This is a genomic window from Bifidobacterium miconis, from assembly GCF_019331735.1.
GTDB classification, from domain to species: Bacteria; Actinomycetota; Actinomycetes; order Actinomycetales; family Bifidobacteriaceae; genus Bifidobacterium; species Bifidobacterium miconis.
On the sequence record NZ_JAHBBH010000002.1, the window covers coordinates 88,517 to 110,760 of the forward strand.

Below are 22,244 nucleotides of genomic sequence, written 5' to 3' on the forward strand. Positions count from 1 at the left end.
TCACCGAACCGCACCCCGACGCGCCCGGCTCACGCCTTCCACCACGGGCGCAGCGGATACCACTTGCCGTCCGGGTGTCCGACGCGGTCGGGCTTGACGGCGAGGAACTGGTGCACCTGAATGCCGTCGATCTCGAAGTTGAGCGCGCAGGCGGCCATGTACAGGCCCCATACCTTCGCGCGCTCGAATCCGACCTCCTGGACGGCCTCGTCCCAATGCGCGGACAGGTTGCGGTTCCAATGGTGCAGGGTAAGCGCGTAGTGCTGGCGCAGGTTCTCCTGATGCACCACGTTGAAGCCGGCGTCGTGAATGCAGCTTTCGATGAATCCGGGCGCGCCGAGGTCGCCGTCGGGGAAGATGTAGCGGTCGAGGAACTCGTCGGTGCCGGGCTTGCCGTTCGGCTTGTCGTGACTGATGGTGATCTGGTGGTTGAGCAGGCGTCCGCAGGGCTTGAGGAGCTTGAACATCTCCGTGAAGTAGCTCTGGTAGTTCTTGACGCCCACATGCTCCATCATGCCGATCGAGCAGATGCCGTCGAAGTCGCGCTCGGGCACGTCGCGGTAGTCCATGACACGCAGTTCGGCGAGATCCTCGAGCCCTTCGTGCCTGATCCACTCCTGCCCGTATTCGATCTGCTCCTTCGACAGCGACACGCCGAGCGCCTTGATGCCGCGTTTGGCGGCCTCGATGACCAGCGTGCCCCAGCCGCAGCCGATGTCGAGCAGGCGGTCGCCGGGCTTGAGGCCCAGCTTGTCGAGCACGAGACGGATCTTGTTGAGCTGCGCGTCCTCCAGGCTCGTCTCTTCGCTCGGGAACACGGCGCACGTGTAGGTCATGGTGGACCCGAGGAAGTTGCGGTAGAAGTCGTTGGACAGATCGTAGTGGAAGCTCACGGTTTCGCTGTCGGCCTTTTCGGTGTGCGGCAGCAGGCCGGACTTGATGCGTGCGAACTTGGACGGGCCTTCGGTGGCCGGCACGGGCGCCTTGCGGATGCCGTGGCTCAGGATCGAGCCGGCGACCTTGGCGACCGAGAGCGGCGACAGCGGCCTGACGTACGGCGCCAGCGACAGCAATTGGCGCAGTTGGGGGTACGGGTCGGCGTAGTCGATGCCGTCGATGTCGAAGTCGCCGAGCACGTAGGCGCGCACGGCGCCGATCTCGTTCGGATGCTCCAGCAGCTGGTAGACGGCGTTCGGGGTCTTGACCCGCACGGTCAGGTCGGCCGTCTGCGGGCCGAACGCCGAGCCGTCGAACGCCTCGACGCGCAGCAGCGGATTGGGTTCGATGAATTCGCCGACCATTTCGGCGACGGTCATCGTCTTGCCATAGCTCATGGTTCGCCTCTTTCTTGATGATGTGTGATATGCGTCGCCGCGCCGAGTCCGATTCGCGGGAATCATGCGGCGGCTTGCGCATAAAACTTGCACAGCTTGCACAAGGCGCCCACCGCGAAACATCTTCACGGCAGGCGCCATAGTCTGTCATTGGGTTATATGCCGGCGTTCGCGCGTCGGTTTGGTTGTGTCCCAGCGGGACCGGCCCGGCTCGTTCATCCGGCTCCGGTTCGCCGACTGACGGTGCGTCACGCGGCCTGAGCTTCGATCGCGTCCTTGAGCGCGTCGACCTTGTCGGTGCGCTCCCAGGTGAAGTCCTTGTCCTCGCGGCCGAAGTGGCCGTACGCGGCGGTCTTCGAGTAGATCGGGCGCAGCAGGTCGAGCTCGTCGATGATCGCGGCCGGACGCAGGTCGAACACCTCGCGCACGGCCTTCTGGATCTGCTCGCGGGTCACGCCGCCGATTTCGGTGCCGTACGTCTCGACGTTCACGGACACCGGGTCGGCCACGCCGATCGCGTACGCGACCTGCACCTCGACTTTGTGCGCGAGTCCCGCGGCCACGATGTTCTTGGCGACCCAGCGCGCGGCGTACGCGGCGGAACGGTCGACCTTGCTCGGGTCCTTGCCGCTGAACGCGCCGCCGCCGTGGTGGGCGGCGCCGCCGTACGTGTCGACGATGATCTTGCGGCCGGTCAGGCCCGAATCGGCGGCCGGACCGCCGAGCACGAACGAACCGGTCGGGTTGACGAGCACGCGGTAGTCGTCGTGCTCGACCTTGTCGCCGAGCACCTCGTCGAGCACCGGCTTGATGACGTGCTCGACCAGCTGCGCCTCGAGCCAGTCGTGCGTGGCTTCGGGATCGTGCTGCGTGGAGATGAGCACCGTGTCGAGACGCACGGCACGGTCATTCTCGTCGTATTCGATGGTGACCTGGGTCTTGCCGTCCGGGCGCAGGTGGGCGACCTCGCCGCTCTTGCGCACCTGGGCCAGACGGTAGGCGAGACGGTGCGCAAGATGGATCGGCAGCGGCATCATCACGTCGGTCTCGTCGGTCGCGTAGCCGAACATCACACCCTGATCGCCGGCGCCCTGCGCCTCGTAGCGCTCCTCGCGAGACGCTTCGGACTCCTGCTCGTGGCTCAGACGGGAGACGCCCTGATTGATCTCCGCGCTCTGGCCGGTGATGGAGACGAGCACGCCGCACGAGTCGGCGTCAAGGCCGACCTCGCTGCTCGTGTAGCCGATGCGGCGCACCACGTCGCGCATGACGTGCTGGACCTCGCAGTAGCCCTCGCTGTTCACCTCGCCGAAGATGAGGAACTGGCCGACGCCGGCCACGGTTTCCACGGCGACGTGCGAATGGATGTCCTGCCGCAGCAGGTCGTCCAGAATCGCATCCGAAATCTGGTCGCAGATCTTGTCGGGATGGCCTTCGGTCACCGATTCGGCCGAAATCAAACGACGCTCCATACGCGCACCTTCTTTATGCCGCGACTGTTCCCCATCCGCATCCGCCCGCGGCCACGACGAATCGAATTGCTGCCATTGGCCGGCATCCGCGTGGTCGGCAACCTTCGTTGCACCGGTTTCATCGGCAGAAATGACCATCGCGTACTGCATCGCCCGCCATTAGCTCAACATAATACGCCCCACCGGCACTGTTTCGTGGGAGTTTGTTTCTCGCACGACGTACCAATGGGGCGTATACGGTAAAATTTTCGACTCTTGCCCGTCAACTGTCTATCGATCCATCGGCTTCCGCCGACTCCGCGGACGACATGGCCGGCCGGCGATCAGTTGCCTTCGCTCAGATCGTCCTCGCCGAGGGTTTCCTCGAGCAGGCCCTCGTTGATTTCGCGGAACGCGATGGACAGCGGCTTCTCCTGATTCTGGTATTCGACCAGCGGGCCGACGTTCTGCAGCAAGCCCTCGTTGAGCTGCGTGAAGTAGGAGTTGATCTGGCGGGCGCGCTTGGCGGCGAAGATCGCCAGCGCGTACTTGGAATCGGCGTGCTCCATCAGATCGTCGATCGGCGGATTCGCAAGTCCCTGCGGACGGGGATCGGTGCCAAAAGCCATAGTGTTGTTCTCCAAATCATCAACATGAGCGTTACAGCTATTCCAACTTTGTTAGTATAGCGTAACCCCTCAACACGCGGACATGCGGGACCAGCATGACACGAAACCGGTCTAGGGTAAGGGGCATGAGCGAACACGAACCCTCCCCCGCATCCTCCGCCGTTCCCGCCGTCATCGAAACGCAGCCGGACCGCACCGACCTGCCGCTGGCGGTGATGCCGTCGGTCATCGCCTCGATGATCGAATCGTTCCGCGCCAATCTGCCGTTGCTGCGCGACGTGGCGCGCGTGCGCATGTACACGGACTGCACGATGGACGAGGAGACGATCCTCGCGCGCTCGGCCGACGCGGACGCGGTGATGGTGATCGGATTCCACGTTCCCGACGCGATGCTCGACCGATTCTGCGGGTTCAACGGCGGGCCGGGCCATGTGCGCTGCTTCGCGTTCGGCGGCACGGGCGTCGCCAGCTACATCGATCTGGCCCGCACGCGCGAGCATGGCGTGCGCGTGTGCAACATCGTGCATTACGGCGATCACGCGGTGGCGGAGCACACATTCGCGCTGCTGCTGGAGCTGGCCCGCGAGGTCGGCCGTCTGAACGCCGAGGTGCGGGCCGGCGACTGGACAGGCGCGGACGGCTACGCGCTGCACGGCAAGACGATCGGCCTGGTCGGCTTCGGCGGCATCGGACAGGCCGTGGCTCGCATCGCGAACGGATTCGGCATGAAGGTGGCCGTCTGGAATTCGCATGTCGATCCGATGGCCGCGGCCGGACTCGGCGTGGACCTGATCGACGACATGGGAGACCTCATGGAGCGCTCGGACATCGTGAGCCTGCATCTGCCGCTGCTTGCGGAGACGGCGGGCATCGTCACGATCCGCGAGCTGGACCGGATGCGTCCGGGAACGCTGTTCCTGAACACGGCCCGCGCCGAGATCGTCGAACCGGGCGCGCTGACCGCGCGGCTGCTGCGCGGCGACGTCCGTGCGGCGCTCGACGTGTACGAGCGCGAGCCGCTGCCGCTGGACGACCCGCTGCGGCGGGTGCCGGGCATCGTCCTCACGCCGCACGTCGCATGGCGCAACGACGAGGCGTACGTGGGCCTCACCCGTCAGGTCGTCCAGTCGATCCGCTCGTTCTTCGCCGGCGGCGACTTCAACGTTGCCAACTGACGCGATACCCGAGACCCGGTCCGGTCACGCACGGCGCGCGGGCCGGATCTCGCGCCGCAGCGTCATCCGGTCCACCGTGAACGCGCACAGCGCGAACACCAGAACCGCGCATACGAACGGAATCCACGCCTGATACAAGACGATCCGCCGCGTCCCCTCAGTACGTATCACGCTGCCGGACAGCAGATTGTGGATCCAGTACAGCGACTTCGGCAACGCGCCGTCGTACAGGTCGCCGTTGTACCACCACGGATTGAGCACGGTGTACAGCGCGACCGCCGCGATGAGCAGGATCGAGCCGCCCGTCCAGCGCATCACGCCGCCGTTGAACACCCACGCGACCAGCACGCCGACCAGCATGCCCAGCGAGGCGACGATCAGCATCAGCGAGAACATTTTCATCGACATGTACAGCCAGTCGACATCGAGCGCGTCCCGAACCGGGTCGGAGGAACACGCAAGACCGGACCATTTCAACGGGCATGTCGCGCCCGCATACAGAAACCGCTCCGAACGCAGCGCCCGCATGTAGGCCAGCACGCCCAACGGCGACTCCAGCAGGGCATCCCACTGCGTTGGCGACGTGAATTGGAGCCGAGCCAACGAAACGCCTGCATACAGCATCGGCATCAATGCAAGCGTCGATGCGGCGGAAATCGCCACGTTCGCGATCATGGCCGCGTTCACGAACGATCGGCGCGAAACGCCGTGGCACAGTTCCACGTCGAAGAATCCAACGAACCAGACCACGCCGACCAGAAACAGGAACGGGAACATGCGCGCTTCGACATCCACGAAGACGGGGCCAGCGCTCACCCCGTCCCATGTGGACAGCTGCGCGTACACGGCATACGCGGAGATGCCGAGCGTCGCCAGCGGTGCGGCGAGCATCACCGCGTACAGGATCGCGCAGCGCTTGGCCATGGCGATGAACTGCCGGCTGACATGGGATTGCTGTCTGACCATGATCGTTACTCCTTCTCGTCCGTCGCGGCTGCGGCGTCGCATGCGGCGTCGCGCGCGGTTGCGTTCGTGGTTTTGTTCGCGGTTCCGTTCGCGGCGCCGCGTGAAGACGATGCTGATTCGGTCTCGCCGGCGCCGTCCGCCGCGCCGCCGGTCGACCTGATGACGTAGTCCTGCAGGCCCAGGCCGCTGGCGACGATGCCTTCGGGCAGGTCGTCCGCCGCGATCGCACCGCGCACGGTGACGCCGGACAGCTTTCCCATGCTTTCGCGCGCGAGGACGCTCAGCCCCGCTTCGTCGACAAAGTCGCCGACCGCGTTCGAGTCGCCGACGAGCACGGTGGCGCGAGAACCGACCGATTCGGCGGCGAATTCGTCCGCGACGCAGCCGTGGTCGAGGATGATCGCGCGTTCGATCACGTGCGCGATTTCGTCGATGAGGTGCGTGGAGACGACAATGACGTGCGGCCGGCTGGCGTACGTTTCGAGCAAGAAGCGGTAGAACAGTTCGCGGTTGGCCGCGTCGAGTCCGAGCACCGGTTCGTCGAGCAGCAGCACATCGACCGGCACGCACAGTGCGGCAACCAGCTGCACGATGTGACGCTGACCGAGCGACAGGTTGCCGTACGCCTTGCCCGGTTCGACGCCGAATGCGGCGAGCATGCGCGCGGCGAATCCGTGGTCGAACCCGCCGTAGTAGCGTTCTTCGCGGCGGAAGATCGTGCCGAGGCGCACCGGCCACAGGAACGGCCGCGTTTCGTTGGCGAGATAGATGCGCCCCTGCGCGGCTTCGTTGTCCCGCACGTTGGTGCCGTCAAGCATGACCGTGCCAGAGGTGGGCAGCAGCCGGTTGGCGATGAGCGACATGAGCGTGGACTTACCGGCGCCGTTGCGGCCGAACAGGCCGTAGATGGCCGGCTGCAGGGCGAGGCTGACGCGGTCGAGCGCGGGGCGCGCGCCCGCGTTGACGCCGGCGCCGTACGTTTTGGTGAGGTTGGTGATGGTCAGGCTCATGATCGGTAGCCTTTCGTGATGATGGCGGCGAGTTCGTCGGCGGCGATGCCGAGTCGCTTGGCCTCGTCGATGAATCGGGGGACGCTTTCGGCGAGGAACGCCTCACGCCGGGCGTCTTTGGCGCGTCGCTGCGCGCCCGCGGTGACGAACATGCCCAGTCCCCTGCGCTTTTCGAGCAACCCCTGTTCGACGAGCAGGTTCATGCCCTTGAGCACGGTGGCCGGGTTGATGCGGTATGCCGTGGAGATTTCCGTGGTGCTGGGCACCTGGTCGCCCTCCCGGTAGGTTCCCGCGACGATTGCCTCGCCCAGCTGGTTCGCCACCTGCCGGAACAGCGGTTCCCCGCTGGAATCGTCGAAATGCACGCATCCCCTCCTTGTCTCCCGCTACTTTATTGGTTCATTACTTATGTAACTAACCATATAACCAAGACGCCGCTGCTGTCAAGAGCGGCGCACGGGGGCGTTCGCCGCCGGACCGGTTGACTTACAGCGAGGCGGCAGCGATGAGTTCGCGCGTGTAGGCGGATTGCGGATTGCCAAGCACGGCGTCGGTGGAGCCGCACTCTTCGACCCGGCCGTCGTGGAGGACGAGGATGCGGTCTGCGATGTGCCGCACCACACCCAGATCGTGCGACACCATCACCAAAGCCGTTTCACGTCGTGTTTCACGGATGGCGGCGAAGGCGTCGAGGATCTGGATGCGCGCGGCCACGTCGATGGCGCTCATCGGCTCGTCGGCGAGGATGACGCGCGGCTCGTTGACGATCGCGCGCGCGATGGCGACGCGCTGCGCCTGCCCGCCCGACAGGTCGATCGGATACCGGCCGAGGAACACGGCCGGGTCGAGTCCGACCGTGCGCAACGCGGCGGCCGCGCGGGCGTCGATCTCGTCCCGGGACAGGTCGCGCCGCTGGATGCGCAGCGGTTCGGCGACGGACCGTCCCACGCGCCAGCGCGGGTCGAGCGACGAGAACGGATCCTGGAACACGAGTCCGGATTCGCGGCGGATGTCGTCGCCCGCATACGCGACCGTGCCCGAATCAGCGGTTTCAAGACCGAGCATGATGCGAGTCAGCGTGGATTTGCCGGATCCGGAGCCGCCGATGACGGCGAGGCATTCGCCCGGGAACACGTCGGCGGACACGTCGAAGAGCACCTGACGGCGGTCGGCGCGGCGCCCGAAGGACTTGTTGACGTTGCGGGCGGAGAGCAACGGGGCATGTGACATGGATGTGGCGGGCATGACGGTACTCACTGATGCTGAGGTGGTTGAGTGTGCGCTCCCCCGGTCTCGCCTCGCGAGCCGGCCCCCTCAGCCGAGAGGGCCGAGGCTCCGCCGGCTTTGTCGCCGTTGCCGGCAACGAGAGTAGAAGCGTTCAGGGAGAGGGTGCGGGCGGCGGAGACGAGATTGGCGGCTTCGGGCGTGGTCGGGTGCTTGAGTAGCGCGGCGGTGTCGCCGAAATCGGCGATCGCGCCGTCGTCGAGCACGTAGCAGCGGGTGGTGGCGCGGGCGAGCACGGCGAAATCGTGCGTGATGAACAGCATGGACGCGCCCGCGTCGTCGACGAGCGAGACGAGCAGGTCGACGATCTGACGTTGGACGATCGAATCGAGCGCGGTGGTCGGTTCGTCGGCGATGATGAACCGCGGCGACGTGATCAGCGCGGTCGCGATGCCGACGCGCTGCTGCTGGCCGCCGGACAGCTGATGCGGGTACTTGCCGAGCACGTCGTCCGGCAGGCCGACCTTGGCGATCATCGCGCGCACGCGGTCAAGCCGTTCCGTTTTCGTCAGGTCGTAGTGCAGACGCAACGGCAACGCGACCTGCCGCGCGACCGTCATCACCGGATTGAGCGACGAGCCGGGATTCTGGAACACCATGCCCATGTATCGTCCGCGCAGATCGGCCAGCGCAGCGTCAGGCGCGCCGACGACCTGCCGGTCGCCGACCATGATCGACCCGGACACGCGCGCGTTCGCCGGCAACAGTCCCATGATCGCGCGCGACATCATCGACTTGCCCGACCCCGACGAGCCGACCAGTCCGACGCGCTCCCCGTCGGCGACGCCCAGATCAACGCCGCGCACGATCGCCTTCCCGCCGATCGTCACGTGCAGTCCCCGCACCTCAACGCTCATGTCAGCTCCTCCGCAACTCGGGATTGGACAGTGGGTCGGCCGCGTCGCGCAGCACGTCGCCGAACACGTTGAGCGCCACGACCACAATCGTGACGATCAGACCCGGCCACAGGACGGTCAGCGGATACACGTTGATGAACTTGACCGACGTGGCGAGCGAATGCCCCCAGCTCGGCACGCCGCTCGGCACGCCGATGCCCAGATATGTGAGCCCGCTTTCGGCCAGCACGGCGGTGCCCGCGGACAGCGACAGCTGCACGAGCAGCACGGGCAGCGTGTTCGGCACGATATGCCGCACGAACGTCCACCAGCCTGACGCGCCGGCCGCGAGCGCCGATTCGACGTACGACGATCGCGCGGCGAGCAGTGCGGCCGGGCGGGCGACGCGCGCCAGATTCAGCCCGTATCCGAATCCGCAGGCGACGACGATCACGGTGATGGACGCACCGAGCGGCACGGCGAGGATGAGCGCGAGCAGCACGGTCGGGATCGAGATGAGCGCGTCGATGACGACCACGCTCGCGCCGGCGAGCGCCGACTTGCGCGCGACCATCGCGGCGACGAGCAGCAGTCCGAACGCGCCGGCGAACAGGACGGTGAGGACGACGATGAGCAGGTTGGTGCGCGAGCCGGCCATGAGCCAGCTGAGCACGTCCGCGCCGGTGCCGTCGGTGCCGAGCCAGTGCGCGGCGGACGGTTTGGCCCACACGTGGTAGCCGTCGGTGGCGAGCAGCGGCTGCGGCGTCCAAAACAAGGAGACGAGCGCGACGAACAGCCACAGGCCGAGCACGACGAGCGCAAACTTGCCTTCGCTGCGCCGCCACATGGAACGAAGAACAATCATGCGATCACCTCCGTAGCGTCCGCGGCCGTGGCCAGCCGCGGGTCGAGCGCGCGGTGCAGCAGGTCGACGATAAGGCCGACGAGCAGGAAGAACGCGGCGAGCATGAACAGTTCGCTTTGCACGGCGATCAGGTCGCGGTTGCCGACGTCGGTGACGAGTCCGGAGCCGATGCCGGGCAGTGCGAACAGGTTTTCGATAACCATGACGCCGGTGATCATCTCCGCGAACGTGAGGCCGATGACGGAGACGAGCTGCGGCATGGCGAGCCGCAGGCCGACGCCGGTCACGGCCTGCGCGCGCGTCATGCCGCATGCCATGGCCATGTCGATGCGCCCCGATCCGGCGATGTCGCCGAGCGCGGAGCGCGTGTAGCGCATGAGCGACGCGCCGACGATGATGCCGACGGTGAGTGCCGGCAGGATGAGCGACCAGACGGCCTGTCCAGGCGCGGCCCATCCGTCAAGCGGGAAGCCCTGCGAAGGAAACAGGCCGATCAGTCCGGTGCCGCGCGCGAACAGCAGGATGAGCAGGAGCCCGCCCCACAACGCGGGGATCGCACCGCCGATCAGTCCGGCGACGTGGAACGCGGTGCGCGCGGCGTCCGATCGCGCGAGCGTCGCCGCGACGCCGAGCGGCACGCCGATCATGATCGCGACGAGCAGTCCGAGCACGATCAACGGGAACGTGATCGACGCGCGTGCGGCGATGAGCGACGTGACGGACCGTCCGGTCAGGATCGACGTGCCGAAGTCGCCGCGCAGCAGTCCTTCCGCCCAGTCGGCGTACTGGACGACGAGCGGCCGGTTCAGTCCGAACTGCTCGCGCAGCGCCTCGACGCGCGACGCCGGCGAGTTGAGTCCGGCCATCACGGACGCGACGTCGCCCGGCAGGATCCTGAGCGCCGCGAACACGACGACGGACACCCCGAACAGCGCCGCCACGAACAGCAGCAATCGCCGAACTATGAATCTCATGGCATTCCTTCACAGCAAACGCAACATAACGGCATAACGAGCGTGGGATCGGGATGTCCTGTTTCCGACCGTATGACTTGGCCCAACACACTACGTGTGTTCTTCGCAGCATAGCTGCTCACTTCGCCTACGGACAGTCCACTGGACTGTCCGTTTAACGGCTCAGCCCGGAGCGTGTCGGGAATAGGACATCCCGATCCCATGCGGACATCAGATCACACTGATAATGTCCCCGCTACTTCGTGTAGGTGACGTTGTAGAGGGGCAGGAGGGTCTGGTTGAGGTTGACCGGGAAGCCAGAAACGCCGTTCGCCCATGCGGTGGTGACGCGGTAGTTGAACAGCCAGTCGGCCGGCGCGTCTTCGGAGACGATCTTGGCGGCCTTGGCGAGCAGTTCGTCGCGCTGGTCGTCGGACGTGGCGGCGATGGCCTGCGCGTACAGCCGCTGGACTTCCTTGTTGTCGTAGTTGTAGTAGTAGGTCGGGTCGGCCCACTGGTAGAAGTCGTGGCTTTCGTTGTGGTCGACGAGCGAGATGTCGTAGTCCTTGTTCGTGTACACGTCCTGCAGCCACGTGGAGAATTCGACCACGTTGACCTTCAGGTCGATGCCGATCTTGGCGAGCTGCGAGCGCAGCTGGTCGCCGAGTTCGGTGCCGTAGATGTTCGCGTAGGTGAGGGTGAGCTTCAGCGGCTTGTCAGTGCTGTAGCCGGCCTCCTGCATGAGCGCCTTGGCCTTGGCCTCGTCGTGCGGGTAGAGGCCGGTCAGGTCCTCGTAACCGGGGTCGAGGGACGGGATGGGGCCGCCGAGCGCCTTGTCGGCGCCGCCGCGCGAGGCGATGAGCTCCTCGTGATTGATGGCGTAGCGGATGGCCTGGCGCACGCGCTTGTCGGACGTGTTCTTGCCCTTGGAGTTGAACGCCATCACGTATTTGTCAGTGTCGTCGCCGGCCTTGACCGTGTAGTGCTCGCTGTCGGAGGTGAACGGTTCGGCGAGGTTTTCGGTGATGGGCGCGAGCACCTGCACGTCGCCGGATTTGAGCGCGTTCACGGCCGCGTTGTCGTCGGCGAGGTACTTGACGACGACGGTTGCGGTCTTGGCTTTGTGCGAGCCCCAGTACCTCGGATTGGCCTTGAGCGTGATCGAATCGTTGGCGACGAACTTGGCGACGGTGTACGGGCCGGAGCCGATCGCCTCGGTTTTCGCGTCGTACGTGGCGTCCTTGTCGAAGACGAGGCCGGGGCGGCCGGTGAGCGTCCACAGGAGGTTCGAGTTAGCGGTCTTCAGCGTGATGGTCACGGTGTTCTTGTCGTCGTCGGCGGCGACGGACTTGACCATGCTGAGGCTGTCGGCGTCGTGGTACTGGTTCTTGATGAGCTGGTTGATGGACCATGCGACGTCTTCGGCGGTGAGCGCGTCGCCGTTGGAGAACGTCATGTTGTCGTTGAGATGGAACGTGTAGGTCAGGCCGTCCTTGCTTTCCTCCCAGCTTTTCGCGATGGACGGCACGACCTGGTTGTTTCCGTCGCGTGCGACGAGTCCTTCGTACACGTTGCCGATGAGCACCTGGTCGAGCGCGGAGCCGGACGTGTTGCGGATGTCGAGGTTGGTCGGCGCGAGTTTGAGGCCGATGGTGACGATGTCGGCCGCGTTGCCGCCGGTTTCGACGGTGGACGGGTTGCCGCCCTGTGCGCCGGCGTTCGGCTTGGCGAGGTTGACGCCGACGATGATCGCGATCGCGACGATCACGCCGATGACGGCTCCCAGCCACCACTTGGGGCCGTTCTTCTGCGTCTTGGCACGACCTTCGAGACTGCTGTCCGTGGTTGCGCCGGACTGTCCGTGCGCACCATTGTTGTCTGACATGGTTCTTCCTCTGAAATTATCGCTCTATATGACAAAACGGCTGGCCGCCCATACGGGTCGACCGCCGTTCGTCATTATAGGCATGTCCGTGTGGAGCGCGCGTCGACGTTGCCGCCGATTGCCGCGCGCCGTGGCCTGCACCGTGGCCCGCGCACCGTGGCCGTTACGTCACCATCGCCGCCCGCAGCGTTTGCCGCCGACGCCGCCTTTGCCGTCCGATCCCCATGGCCCTCGTCCTTCGGCGCGCAGCACGCCGAGATGGTGCTTCATCGCGACGAGCATGACGTGCGCGTCCTCGAGTCCGAGATGGCGTTCGTGGTGTTCGGCGTCGAGCGCGCCCTGCCGTTTGGCGTACGAGTCGAGCTTGTTGTCGCCGTACGGATGCTCCTCGCTGGGCGCGGAGCCGGGATCCCAGCGCTTGCTCATCGGCATGGTGTCGATGATGGTGATGTTGCCGGCGCGGTAGCTTTCCGCGTATCCGGCCACGTTGAGCATGAAGAAGCCGTGCTCGAACGCGGCGTTGTGGGCCACGTACGGCTGCGCCTCGAGCCGGCGCAGGAGCCCCTGCTGGGCGGCGGGCCATTCGTCGAACAGCCGCAGGCCGCTTTCGGGGCCGCGTTCACGCACGTCGATGCCGGTGAGCTCGCGGATGAACTCGTTGCCGAGGCGGGCGGCGCGGGCGGGCACGCCGAATGCGAGCCGGGACTGGCCGTAGGCGTCGCCGGCCTCGTAGTAGTCCTGCTCGTATTGGTAGGCGCTCGTTTGCGCCGGCGAGGGCGAGTTCATGTTCATGAATTCGAAGCCGACGTCGATGACGTACACGCGGGCCGGGTCGATGCCGGTGGTTTCGATGTCGATGCCCATGACGGCGTCGACGTCGCGCCCGGGCAGGTAGGCGTCGCGCCAGTCGGGCCTGCGATAGTCGCGCAGGCGCGCGTTCGCGACGTCCTGAGCCGATTTCTCCGGCTGCGACGACTGCGACGTTGCCGATCGCGTCGGCTTGTCGTCGCCGAACAGCATCGCCGATCCGGCCTGCGACGTGGCGCTGCCCAGATTGGCGCGCATCATGTCGCGTCGTCCGGCCCGCTCCTGTTCGCGCTGCCGGCCGCGACGGTCGGCGCGCGCGTTGGCGACGTCGGCGCTGCGATCCTGAATGTCGGCGAGCGCCGCGTCGTTGCCGTCCGTGGCGTGCAGAACGGGCACGGTGGCGCGGCGACGGCGTTCCTCGGTCACGGTCCATCGGCCTTCGGCGACGCCGCGTGCGATGAGCAGCGCGAGCTCGTCGTTGAGACGACGGTTCGCGTAGGCGAGCGCGCGCGGCAGTCGATAGGACGCGATGATGCGGTCGAAGTCGGTCATGAACGCGGTGCTGCACTGCGCGATGATCGGTTCGAGCCGGTCGCGTACGGCGTAGTCGCGTGCGATCAGATCGTGCGGATCGGATGCGGCGCCTGCTTCGAGGTCGGCGTCCGACGCGCAGCTGACGCCGCCGGCGAGGTCGAGCGTGCGCACCCAGTTCCAGTCGATCGCATGGCCGTCGGCGTCCTTCGGCATGGCGGCGGACCACATGCCGATGTCGTCCTTGGCTGATTCAAGCCAGGCAAGGCCGGCCGCAGGCGTCTCCGTCGCGGCCGGCGTGTTCGCGGCGTCTGCTGCGTTCGCGGTGACGCTCACAGGTCGAATCCGAGCTCTTCGGCTGCCTCGGTGGGCACCGGATTCTCGGCCCACAGGTCCTCGAGGTTTTCGGTGGTGGCGAGCGACCGGATTTCCGCCTTGTCGATGTACAGTTCGCCGCTCAGGTGGTCGGTTTCGTGCTGGAAGATGCGGGCCGGCCAGCCGTGCAGGTGTTCTTCGTGGCGCTTGCCGTCCTCGTCCTGCCAGCGGGCGGTGATGTCGAGCCAGCGCTTGCGCACGGCCTGATAGCCGTCGAAGCTCAGGCAGCCCTCGTAGAAGCTGCGGGTTTCCTCACCGATCGGCTCGTAGCTGGGGTTGATGATGACGTGGAACGGGAATTCGGCGATTTCGCGCGGATCGTCCTCGTCGTCGCGTACATGGTCCTCGACGACGGCGAGTGCGAGGCCGAGGCCGATCTGCGTGGCCGCGAGGCCGACGCCGGGTGCCTCGAGCATGGTGGTGTGCATGGTGTCGATGAGCTTGTCGAGCGTCTTGCGGCTCAGCTGGCCGGCGTACGGCATGGTTTCCTGGCGCAGGACGGGCTCGCCGGCCTGCACGATCGGCAGGATGCGCTCCTTGCCGCCGGTTTTGATGAGCTGTTCGACGGCGCGGTTGAATTCGATGTCGACTTTGGCGTTCTTTCCAAACATGTTCGTGATGTTCCTTGTGGTCCGTATGCGGGAGCGGATGGTTGCGACTGAGGCCGGTTACAGGGCGAGCTCGTCGGCGACGACCTTGGCGAGGCGGGCGCAGACCTCGTCGGCCTGCTCCTGCGTGGCGGCCTCGGCCATGACGCGCACGAGCGGCTCGGTGCCGGAGGGGCGCAGCAGCACGCGGCCGGTGTCGCCGAGCAGTTTCTCCTCGCGTTCGACGGCGGCCTGCACCTTGGCATTCGTGGTGGCGGCCATCTTGTCGACGTTCGGCACGTTGACGAGCGTCTGCGGCAACTGCGGGAAGTCGGCGGCGAGCTGCTTCAAGCTCTTGCCGGAGCGGACGACCTCGTTGCACAGGGTGAGCGCGGTGAGCGTGCCGTCGCCGGTGGTGGCGAATTCGCGGTTGATGACGTGGCCGGACTGTTCGCCGCCGAGCGTGTAGCCGCCGCGCAGCATCTCCTCGAGCACGTAGCGGTCGCCGACCGCGGTCTGCACGGTCTTGATGCCCATGTCGCGCAGGGCGAGCTTGAGGCCGAGGTTGCTCATGACGGTCACGACGAGCGTGTTGTCGGCGAGCTTGCCGGCCTCCTTCTTGGCGCGCGCGAGGATGCCCATGATCTGATCGCCGTTGACCATGTTGCCGTCCTCGTCCACCGCGAGGCAGCGGTCGGCGTCGCCGTCGAACGCGACGCCCATCACCGCGTCGGTGGCCTTGACCATGGCCTGCAGCTGCTCGGGGTGCGTGGAGCCGGCGTGCTTGTTGATGTTGTAACCGTCCGGCGAGGCGTTGATGACCATGACCTCGGCGCCGGCGCGGCGCAGCGCCTCGGGGGCGACCACGGAGGTGGCGCCGTTGGCGCAGTCGGCCACGATCTTGAGGCCCTTGAGCGGCTTGGGCTGGGTCTTGTCCGGGTTGAGCGGGGCGATGGTGGAGACCAGATGGTCGATGTACAGGTTGGTGGCGGTCACCGTGTCGTGGCTGACGCGGCCGACGCCGGCGCCGGTGGGGCGCTCCCAGTCCTGGCCGAGCACGGCTTCGATCTCGTCCTCCTTGGCATCGGGCAGCTTGAAGCCGCCGCGCGCGAAGAACTTGATGCCGTTGTCGGGCATCGGGTTGTGGGAGGCGGAGATGACCGCGCCCATTTCGACGTTGAGCACGCTGGTCAGGTAGGCGACGCCCGGGGTCGGGATGATGCCCGCGTCGATCACGTCGAAGCCGCCGGCGGACATGCCCGCGGACAGCGCGGAGGCGAGGAAGTCGCCGGAGACGCGGGTGTCGCGGCCCACGAGCGCGCGACGGCGCCCCTCCGGCTGGTTCTCGTCGCGGGCGCCGGCCTTGCCGAGCACGCGCACGGCAGCGTCGCCCAGATCGAGCGCGAGCCTTGCGGTCAGGTCGCGGTTGGCCAATCCTCGTACACCATCGGTTCCAAACATCTTCGGCATGTCGATACTTCCTCTACCCATGAGTGGTCGTTTACCGTGACCATCGTACCCATCCGGGGCGGCCGAGTCACTCCCCCACGCATAATGCCGCCCAATTTCCCCGCATTGTGTTCGAGCGCGGGATCCGTTCCCGGCAACGCAACGGGAAAGGCTCCCCGCCCGGCACGAAGTCGGGACGGGGAGCCTTGTCGTCATTCGGCGCACGACGCCGAATCGGCGAACCGCCTTACAGCGCCGCGTTGAAGTCGCGGACCTTGAGGGTGCGCTGCGAGGATTCCACGTTGCTGCGGATGATGCGCTGCAGCGCGTTGTCGGCGGTCTCGTGGCTGGAGAGCCACTCGTTGCCGAGCTCGACGAGCGTGGCCGGATCCGCGTAGATCGGGTAGAGGCCACCGAGCAGCGCCTCGGCCATGTGGAACGTCTTGTTCGCCCACACCCAGTCGACGATCTCGAAGTACTTCTCCGCGTACGGGTCGGCCAGATCGGCGCGCGGGGTCGCGGCGAAACCGCGGGCCACCGCCTCGAGCTGCGAGTTGGTCAGCTCGTCGTTGTGCAGGGCCTGGTCCCACGCCCACGCCTTCGCGTCGGCCGTGCCGCGCACTGCGCGGGCGCCGTAGGCGAACTCGCGGTTCTCGGTGGTGTCGCGCTTGGCGAGCTGAGCGTCGATGTCGGCCTCGCCGAACACGTTCACCGAGGCGAGCGCGTTGACGAGCGTCCACGTGAAGTTGTTGTCGATCTCGAGGCCGTCCAGCTTCACGGTGCCGTCAAGCAGGCCCTTCGCGTTGGCGGCGAACGCCTCGTCGCCCTCCTCGCCGTAGCCGAGGTAGGCGGTGGCGAGCTGGAACTGCTGGTCGGAGCCGGCCGGGGCGGCGGACGCAAGCTTCCACAGTTCGGCAGCCACGTGCTCGATGACCTCGGCGCGGTCGGCCGGCGCGGTGTAGTGCCATGCGGCGGTGCTCATGCAGCCGAGCGCGTAGCGGAACGTGGTCGACTCGGTTTCGGTCGACAGCAGGCGCAGCGTCGTGTCGACGAACTGCGCGGCGGCCAGCTCGCCGTCGCGGGTCATGTCCCACAGCGCGAGCCAGATCACGGCGCGGGCGAGCGCGTCGTCGAAGCGGTACAGGTTCTCGGTCGCGAACTTGAGCGACGCGTCGTCGAAACGCAGCTTGGTGTACGTCAGATCGTCGTCGTTCACGAGAATCAGCGCCGGACGCTGCTTGCCCGCGGCCGCGGCGACGACCGTCTCCTCGCCGTCGACGTCGAGTTCGAAGCGGTCGGTGCGCATGATCTTGCCGGTCGCCGGATCCTCGTCGTAGAAGCCGACGGCGAGGCGGTGCGCACGCAGCACGGGATGCTCGATCGGCGCGCTCTGCTTGAGCACGAGCGATTCGATCGTGCCGTCGGCGGCGGTCTCGACCTCGGTGGCGATCGTGTTGATGCCGGACTGCTCGAGCCACTGGGCGCTCCACGCCTTCAGGTCGCGGCCGGAGGTCAGTTCCAGCTCGCTCAGCAGGTCGGCGAGCGTCGCGTTGGAGTACGCGTGCTTGTTCAGGTAGGCGTTGATACCCTTGAAGAACTTCTCGCGGCCCACGTAGAACACGAGCTGCTTCAGGACGGAGGCGCCCTTGGCGTAGGTGATGCCGTCGAAGTTGACGTACGTGTCGTTCAGGTCGTTGATCGGGGCGACGATCGGGTGCGTGGTGGACAGCTGGTCCTGGCGCAGCGCCCAGCTCTTCTCGCCGGAGCAGAACGTGGCCCACGCGTCGTGCCATTCGGTCGCCTCGGCGGTGGCGAGCGTGGACGTGAACTCGGCGAACGACTCGTTGAGCCACAGGTCGTTCCACCACTTCATGGTCACGTAGTCGCCGAACCACATGTGGGCGAGCTCGTGCAGGACGGTCACGACGCGGCGCTCGGCGAGCGCGTCGGTGACCTTGGAGTCGAACACGTAGGAGTCGCGGATGGTGACCATGCCGATGTTCTCCATCGCGCCCGCGTTGTACTCGGGCACGTAGATCTGGTCGAACTTGGCGTACGGGTAGGGCACGCCCCACGTCTTGTCGTAGAACGCAAAGCCCTTCTTGGTGATGTCGAACAGGTAGTCGACGTCCTTGGCGAACGCGTCGGCGAGCGACTGGCGGCAGTACTGGGCCATCGGCACGACGCGGCCGTCCTCGTTGCGGTAGGCGGTGTGCCATTCGGCGTACGGGCCGGCGCAGATCGCGGTCAGGTAGGAGCTCATGACCGGCGTGGTCTCGAACGTCCAGTGCCTGACGGCTTCCGGCGCATGGTCGCCGAGCGTACCCTCCTCGGTGTTGCGGTCGGTCGCGTCGACGGACTTGACCGGCATGTTCGAGGTGACGATCCAGCTGGAGGCGGCGAGCACGTCGAAGTCGAACGTGGCCTTGAGGTCGGGCTGGTCGAACACGGCGTAGACGCGGCGCGCGTCCGGCACTTCGAACTGGGAGTAGAGGTACACGTTGCCGTCGGACGGGTCGACGGAGCGGTGCAGGCCCTCGCCGGTGTTGGAGTAGCGGCACAGCGCCTTGACGACGACCTCGTTGTGCTCCTGGAGGTCGGTCAGTTCGATGCGGCTGTCGGCGTAGGCCGCGGCCGGGTCGAGCGCGGCGCCGTTGAGCGTGATCGCGGACACTTCGTCGGCGATCAGGTCGAGGAAGGTGGAGGCGCCCGGCTTGGCGTCGAACGTGATGACGGCGGTGGACGCGAAGTTCTTCGCGCCGACGGTCAGGTCGAGCGAGACCGCGTAGTGGATGGGCGCCGCGACGACGGCCTTGCGCTCTTCGGCTTCGATGCGGGTGAGGTTTGCTCCTGGCATGTCACTCCTTGTTTCAATCGTGAGGCGGCGTGATCGGTTGTGCCGTTCACGCCGCCTCTGCTTGTCGCTTGTGCGGGAAACTTACTGTCTACTGTTCGATCAGGTCGTTGGCGATGTCCGCCACGACCGGGACGATCATCGGCTTGCGGTGCAGCTGGCGCGCGACCCAGCCGCCGAGCGTGCGGCGCATGATCTGCTGCAGCTTGTACGTGTCCTTCGTGCCGCTCATCATCGCGTCGTTCAGCTGCTCGACGATCTGGTGGCGGACCTTGTCGAACTCGCTTTCGTCCTCGGCCACGGCGTTCAGGTAGATCTTCGGGCCGGAGACGACCTCGCGCGCGTCGGTGTCGACCACGACGAAGCTGGACACGAAGCCCTCGGTGCCGAGGATGCGGCGCTTCTCGAGCTCCTCGTCGGTCAGCTCGCCGATCGAATCGCCGTCGACGTACACGTAGCCGCACGGCACGGAGCCGACGACCGCGGCCTTGCCGTGGTACAGGTCGACGACGTCGCCATCCTCCGCGAGCACGACGTTGTCCGGGTTCACGCCGGTCTTGACGGCGATCAGGCCGTTGGCGACCAGATGGCGGTTCTCGCCGTGGATCGGCATCGCGCACTTGGGCTTGACGATGTTGTACATGTACAGCAGCTCGCCCTCGTTGCAGTGGCCGGAGACGTGCACGGCCGCGTTGTCGCGGTTGACGACGCGAGCGCCCAGCTGGACGAGCTTGTTGATGACCTTGTACACCTCGTGCTCGTTGCCCGGGATCAGGGAGCTGGCGAGGATGACCGTGTCGAACTCGTTGATGGTGATGTCGCGGTGGTTGCCGTCGGCGATGCGGCCGAGCGCCGCCATCGGCTCGCCCTGCGAGCCGGTGCACATGTAGACGATCTTGTCGTCCTGCACGTCGTGCGCCTGCTTGAGGTCGATGACGGTGTCCTCCGGCAGGTGCAGGTAGCCGAGGTCGGCGGCGATGGACATGTTGCGCACCATCGAACGGCCGACGAAGACGACCTTGCGGCCGTACTTGTGCGCCGTGTCGACGACCTGCTGCACGCGGTGGACGTGGCTGGAGAAGCTTGCGACGATGATCTTGCGGCTGGCCTGCGCGAACGCCTGATCGAGCGCCGGGCCGATCGAGGTCTCCGGCTTGACGAAGCCCGGCACCTCGGCGTTGGTGGAGTCCATCATGAGCAGGTCGACGCCCTGCTCGCCGATCTTGCCGAACTCGACGAGGTCGGTGATGCGGTGGTCGAGCGGCAGCTGGTCGAGCTTGATGTCGCCCGTGTCGATGAGCGTGCCGGCCGGGGTCTTCACGTACACGGCGAGCGCGTCCGGGATCGAGTGCGTCACGTTGATGAACTCGAGCTGGTAGGGGCCGACCTTCATCTTGTCGCGGCCGGTGACCGGCACCATGGTCGGGTGCTGGTTGTGCTCCTTGCACTTGGCCTCCACGAACGCGAGGGTGAGCTTGGAGCCGATGAGCGGAATGTCCGGGCGGAGCTTGAGCAGGTACGGGACGCCACCGATGTGGTCCTCGTGGCCGTGGGTGAGCACGAGCGCCTCGACCTTGTCGAGACGGTCCTTGATGTAGTCGAAGTCCGGCAGGATCAGGTCGACGCCCGGCTGCTCCTCTTCGGGGAAGAGCACGCCGCAGTCGATGAGCAGCAGGTGGCCGTTGTATTCGATGACGTTCATGTTGCGGCCGATTTCGCCGAGGCCGCCGAGCGGCACGATGCGCAGCGAACCCTTGCGGTACTTCGGGGGCGCGATGAGCACGGCGTCCTGCTGGGGCGCGGTGGCGGGCTGGCCACCGCGGGAGACGCGGCGCGGGCCGGACGGGCGGCGGCCTTCGGAGCGTTCGCCGCGCTCGGAGCGGGGGCGGGACGACTTGCGAGGGGCCTTGCCTTCGGCCTTGTCGCCGGACTTGCCGGAGCGGCGGGTGCGGCCGGACTTGGCGGACTTGCGGTCGGCCTTGTCGGACTGCGAGGCCTCGCCGGCTTCACGTCCGTCGAGGTCGCCGAGCAGTTCGACGGCCGCCTGGGCCGCCGCGATCTGCTCGCTTTCGGTCTGGTTCTGGGTTGCGCTGCGCTTGGTGGAGCGCTTGCGCGTGGTGTTCTGCGATGTTTCTTGTTCTGTAACCATTTCCTAGTTGGATTTCCATTGTTTGGTGTTCCCGCCTGTGCTGGGAACGACGTATGATGGCGGCCCCGTTGCGCCGGAGCCGCGGACTGCACGGCACGTGGCCCGGCGGGCAATCCGGCCTGATGCGCGCGCCGTGCCGCGGTCCGACCGTTACAGCAGGCCGGCAGCGCGCATGCCGTTTTCGGCGCGCGACAGTTCGGAGGGGCCGGGGCCCACGTTCGGCAGGCGCATGGTGGTGTCGTCGAGTACGCCGCGCACCTTGAGCGCGGCCTTGGCCATGACGGCCTGGAAGCCGTTGCCGTTCATCGCCTCGACGAGCGGGGCGAGCCGGACGGCGAGACGCTGCGCCTCGTGGATGTCGCCGCGGTCGAACGCGTCGGCGAGGTCGCGCATGGGGCCGGCGGCCGCGTGGGCGATCACGGAGATGATGCCGACCGCACCGACGGACAGGAACGGCAGGAAGAGGCCGTCGTCGCCGGAATACCAGGTCAGGCCGGTTTCCATGCGCTTGCGCACCGCGCCGGCGATGTCGCCGGTGGCGTCCTTGACGGCGGTGACATGGTCAAGCTCGGCCATGCGGCAGTAGGTTTCGAGCTGGATGTGCAGGCCGGTGCGGCCGGGCACGTCGTAGATGATGATCGGCTTGTCGGCCGAGTCGTTGACCGCCTTGTAGTGGCGGTAGACGCCCTCCTGCGAGGGACGCGAATAGTAGGGCGCGACGACGAGCACCGCGTCGGCGCCCGCCTCCTGAGTCTGCTCGACCATGCGCACGGTGTGCGCGGTGTCGTTGGAGCCGGCTCCGGAGATGATCGGCACGTTCACGGCCTCGCGCACGGCGCGCACAAGGTCGACCTTCTCGTCCATGTGCGTGGTCGGCGATTCGCCGGTGGTGCCGTTGACGACGATGCCGTCGGCGCCGTCTTCGACCAGCTGCTTGGCGACGGCCTGCGCCGCCTCGAAGTCGACGGAGCCGTCAGCTCGCATCGGGGTGATCATGGCGGGCAGGATGCGGCCGAACGGGGCCGGATCAAGAAGATGCATCGTCTCAGTCATACGGTTTACGGTACTTCTCGGCCGGGACGCTTGGCCCCGGCCGGAAATCGA

The 22,244-nt window shown here is 66.6% G+C and carries 17 protein-coding genes and 1 pseudogene; 1 reads left to right on the forward strand and 17 read right to left on the reverse strand.

What is annotated here, in order from left to right; all coding sequences use genetic code 11:
• Nucleotides 1–29: 29 nt before the first annotated feature.
• The 3 genes from KIH79_RS01195 to rpoZ form a co-directional block, all read right to left on the reverse strand.
• Nucleotides 30–1,334, reverse strand: a complete 1,305-nt coding sequence (locus KIH79_RS01195) for a class I SAM-dependent methyltransferase (RefSeq protein WP_219057708.1) — start codon at nucleotides 1,332–1,334, stop codon at nucleotides 30–32.
• A gap of 248 nt (nucleotides 1,335–1,582) precedes the next feature.
• Entirely contained in the window at nucleotides 1,583–2,806 is a 1,224-nt protein-coding gene (metK, locus tag KIH79_RS01200) for a methionine adenosyltransferase (RefSeq protein WP_219057709.1), read from the reverse strand.
• A gap of 323 nt (nucleotides 2,807–3,129) precedes the next feature.
• Nucleotides 3,130–3,414, reverse strand: a complete 285-nt coding sequence (gene rpoZ / locus KIH79_RS01205) for a DNA-directed RNA polymerase subunit omega (RefSeq protein ID WP_033493015.1) — start codon at nucleotides 3,412–3,414, stop codon at nucleotides 3,130–3,132.
• A 125-nt stretch (nucleotides 3,415–3,539) separates the two neighbouring features.
• Between rpoZ and KIH79_RS01210 the strand changes: the two genes are divergently transcribed.
• Nucleotides 3,540–4,589, forward strand: coding sequence for a D-2-hydroxyacid dehydrogenase family protein (locus KIH79_RS01210; protein WP_219057710.1), 1,050 nt, complete (start codon nucleotides 3,540–3,542; stop codon nucleotides 4,587–4,589).
• A gap of 24 nt (nucleotides 4,590–4,613) precedes the next feature.
• Here the strand turns inward: KIH79_RS01210 and KIH79_RS01215 are convergent, their stop codons facing one another.
• The 14 genes and pseudogenes from KIH79_RS01215 to dapA all read right to left on the reverse strand — a co-directional run bounded on the left by KIH79_RS01215 (nucleotide 4,614) and on the right by dapA (nucleotide 22,181).
• Nucleotides 4,614–5,555 carry a hypothetical protein gene (locus KIH79_RS01215; protein WP_219057711.1) on the reverse strand — a complete coding sequence of 314 codons (942 nt, stop codon included), beginning with the start codon at nucleotides 5,553–5,555 and terminating at the stop codon, nucleotides 4,614–4,616.
• Between the two features lie 5 nt (nucleotides 5,556–5,560).
• Nucleotides 5,561–6,565, reverse strand: coding sequence for an ATP-binding cassette domain-containing protein (locus KIH79_RS01220; RefSeq protein WP_219057712.1), 1,005 nt, complete (start codon nucleotides 6,563–6,565; stop codon nucleotides 5,561–5,563).
• Nucleotides 6,562–6,930 carry a GntR family transcriptional regulator gene (locus KIH79_RS01225; protein ID WP_219057713.1) on the reverse strand — a complete coding sequence of 123 codons (369 nt, stop codon included), beginning with the start codon at nucleotides 6,928–6,930 and terminating at the stop codon, nucleotides 6,562–6,564. The genes KIH79_RS01220 and KIH79_RS01225 overlap by 4 nt, the downstream gene beginning before the upstream one ends.
• A gap of 121 nt (nucleotides 6,931–7,051) precedes the next feature.
• Nucleotides 7,052–7,810, reverse strand: a complete 759-nt coding sequence (locus KIH79_RS01230; RefSeq protein ID WP_420829335.1) for an ABC transporter ATP-binding protein — start codon at nucleotides 7,808–7,810, stop codon at nucleotides 7,052–7,054.
• 8 nt (nucleotides 7,811–7,818) lie between these two features.
• Nucleotides 7,819–8,706: an ATP-binding cassette domain-containing protein gene (locus tag KIH79_RS01235; RefSeq protein ID WP_219057714.1), complete on the reverse strand. Its 888-nt coding sequence runs from the start codon at nucleotides 8,704–8,706 to the stop codon at nucleotides 7,819–7,821.
• 1 nt (nucleotide 8,707) lies between these two features.
• Nucleotides 8,708–9,532, reverse strand: coding sequence for an ABC transporter permease (locus KIH79_RS01240; RefSeq protein WP_219057766.1), 825 nt, complete (start codon nucleotides 9,530–9,532; stop codon nucleotides 8,708–8,710).
• Between the two features lie 14 nt (nucleotides 9,533–9,546).
• Nucleotides 9,547–10,524: an ABC transporter permease gene (locus KIH79_RS01245; protein WP_219057715.1), complete on the reverse strand. Its 978-nt coding sequence runs from the start codon at nucleotides 10,522–10,524 to the stop codon at nucleotides 9,547–9,549.
• Nucleotides 10,525–10,759: 235 nt separating this feature from the next.
• Entirely contained in the window at nucleotides 10,760–12,388 is a 1,629-nt protein-coding gene (locus tag KIH79_RS01250; RefSeq protein WP_219057716.1) for an ABC transporter substrate-binding protein, read from the reverse strand.
• A gap of 168 nt (nucleotides 12,389–12,556) precedes the next feature.
• Nucleotides 12,557–13,957 (reverse strand): PolC-type DNA polymerase III domain-containing protein, encoded by a 1,401-nt coding sequence (locus KIH79_RS01255; protein WP_219057767.1) that lies wholly within the window; start codon nucleotides 13,955–13,957, stop codon nucleotides 12,557–12,559.
• 101 nt (nucleotides 13,958–14,058) lie between these two features.
• Nucleotides 14,059–14,712, reverse strand: a complete 654-nt coding sequence (locus KIH79_RS01260; protein WP_219057717.1) for a peptide deformylase — start codon at nucleotides 14,710–14,712, stop codon at nucleotides 14,059–14,061.
• A 57-nt stretch (nucleotides 14,713–14,769) separates the two neighbouring features.
• The gene (glmM, locus tag KIH79_RS01265) at nucleotides 14,770–16,158 is read right to left on the reverse strand and encodes a phosphoglucosamine mutase (protein ID WP_033493023.1); all 1,389 of its coding nucleotides are present in this window, start codon (nucleotides 16,156–16,158) and stop codon (nucleotides 14,770–14,772) included.
• Between the two features lie 226 nt (nucleotides 16,159–16,384).
• Nucleotides 16,385–18,994, reverse strand: coding sequence for an aminopeptidase N (gene pepN / locus KIH79_RS01270; protein WP_219057718.1), 2,610 nt, complete (start codon nucleotides 18,992–18,994; stop codon nucleotides 16,385–16,387).
• An 88-nt stretch (nucleotides 18,995–19,082) separates the two neighbouring features.
• Nucleotides 19,083–20,801, reverse strand: a pseudogene (locus tag KIH79_RS01275) (ribonuclease J); the annotation flags it as partial.
• A 489-nt stretch (nucleotides 20,802–21,290) separates the two neighbouring features.
• A complete protein-coding gene (gene dapA / locus KIH79_RS01280) occupies nucleotides 21,291–22,181 on the reverse strand; it encodes a 4-hydroxy-tetrahydrodipicolinate synthase (protein ID WP_420829336.1) in 891 nt (296 codons plus the stop codon).
• Nucleotides 22,182–22,244: the final 63 nt, after the last annotated feature.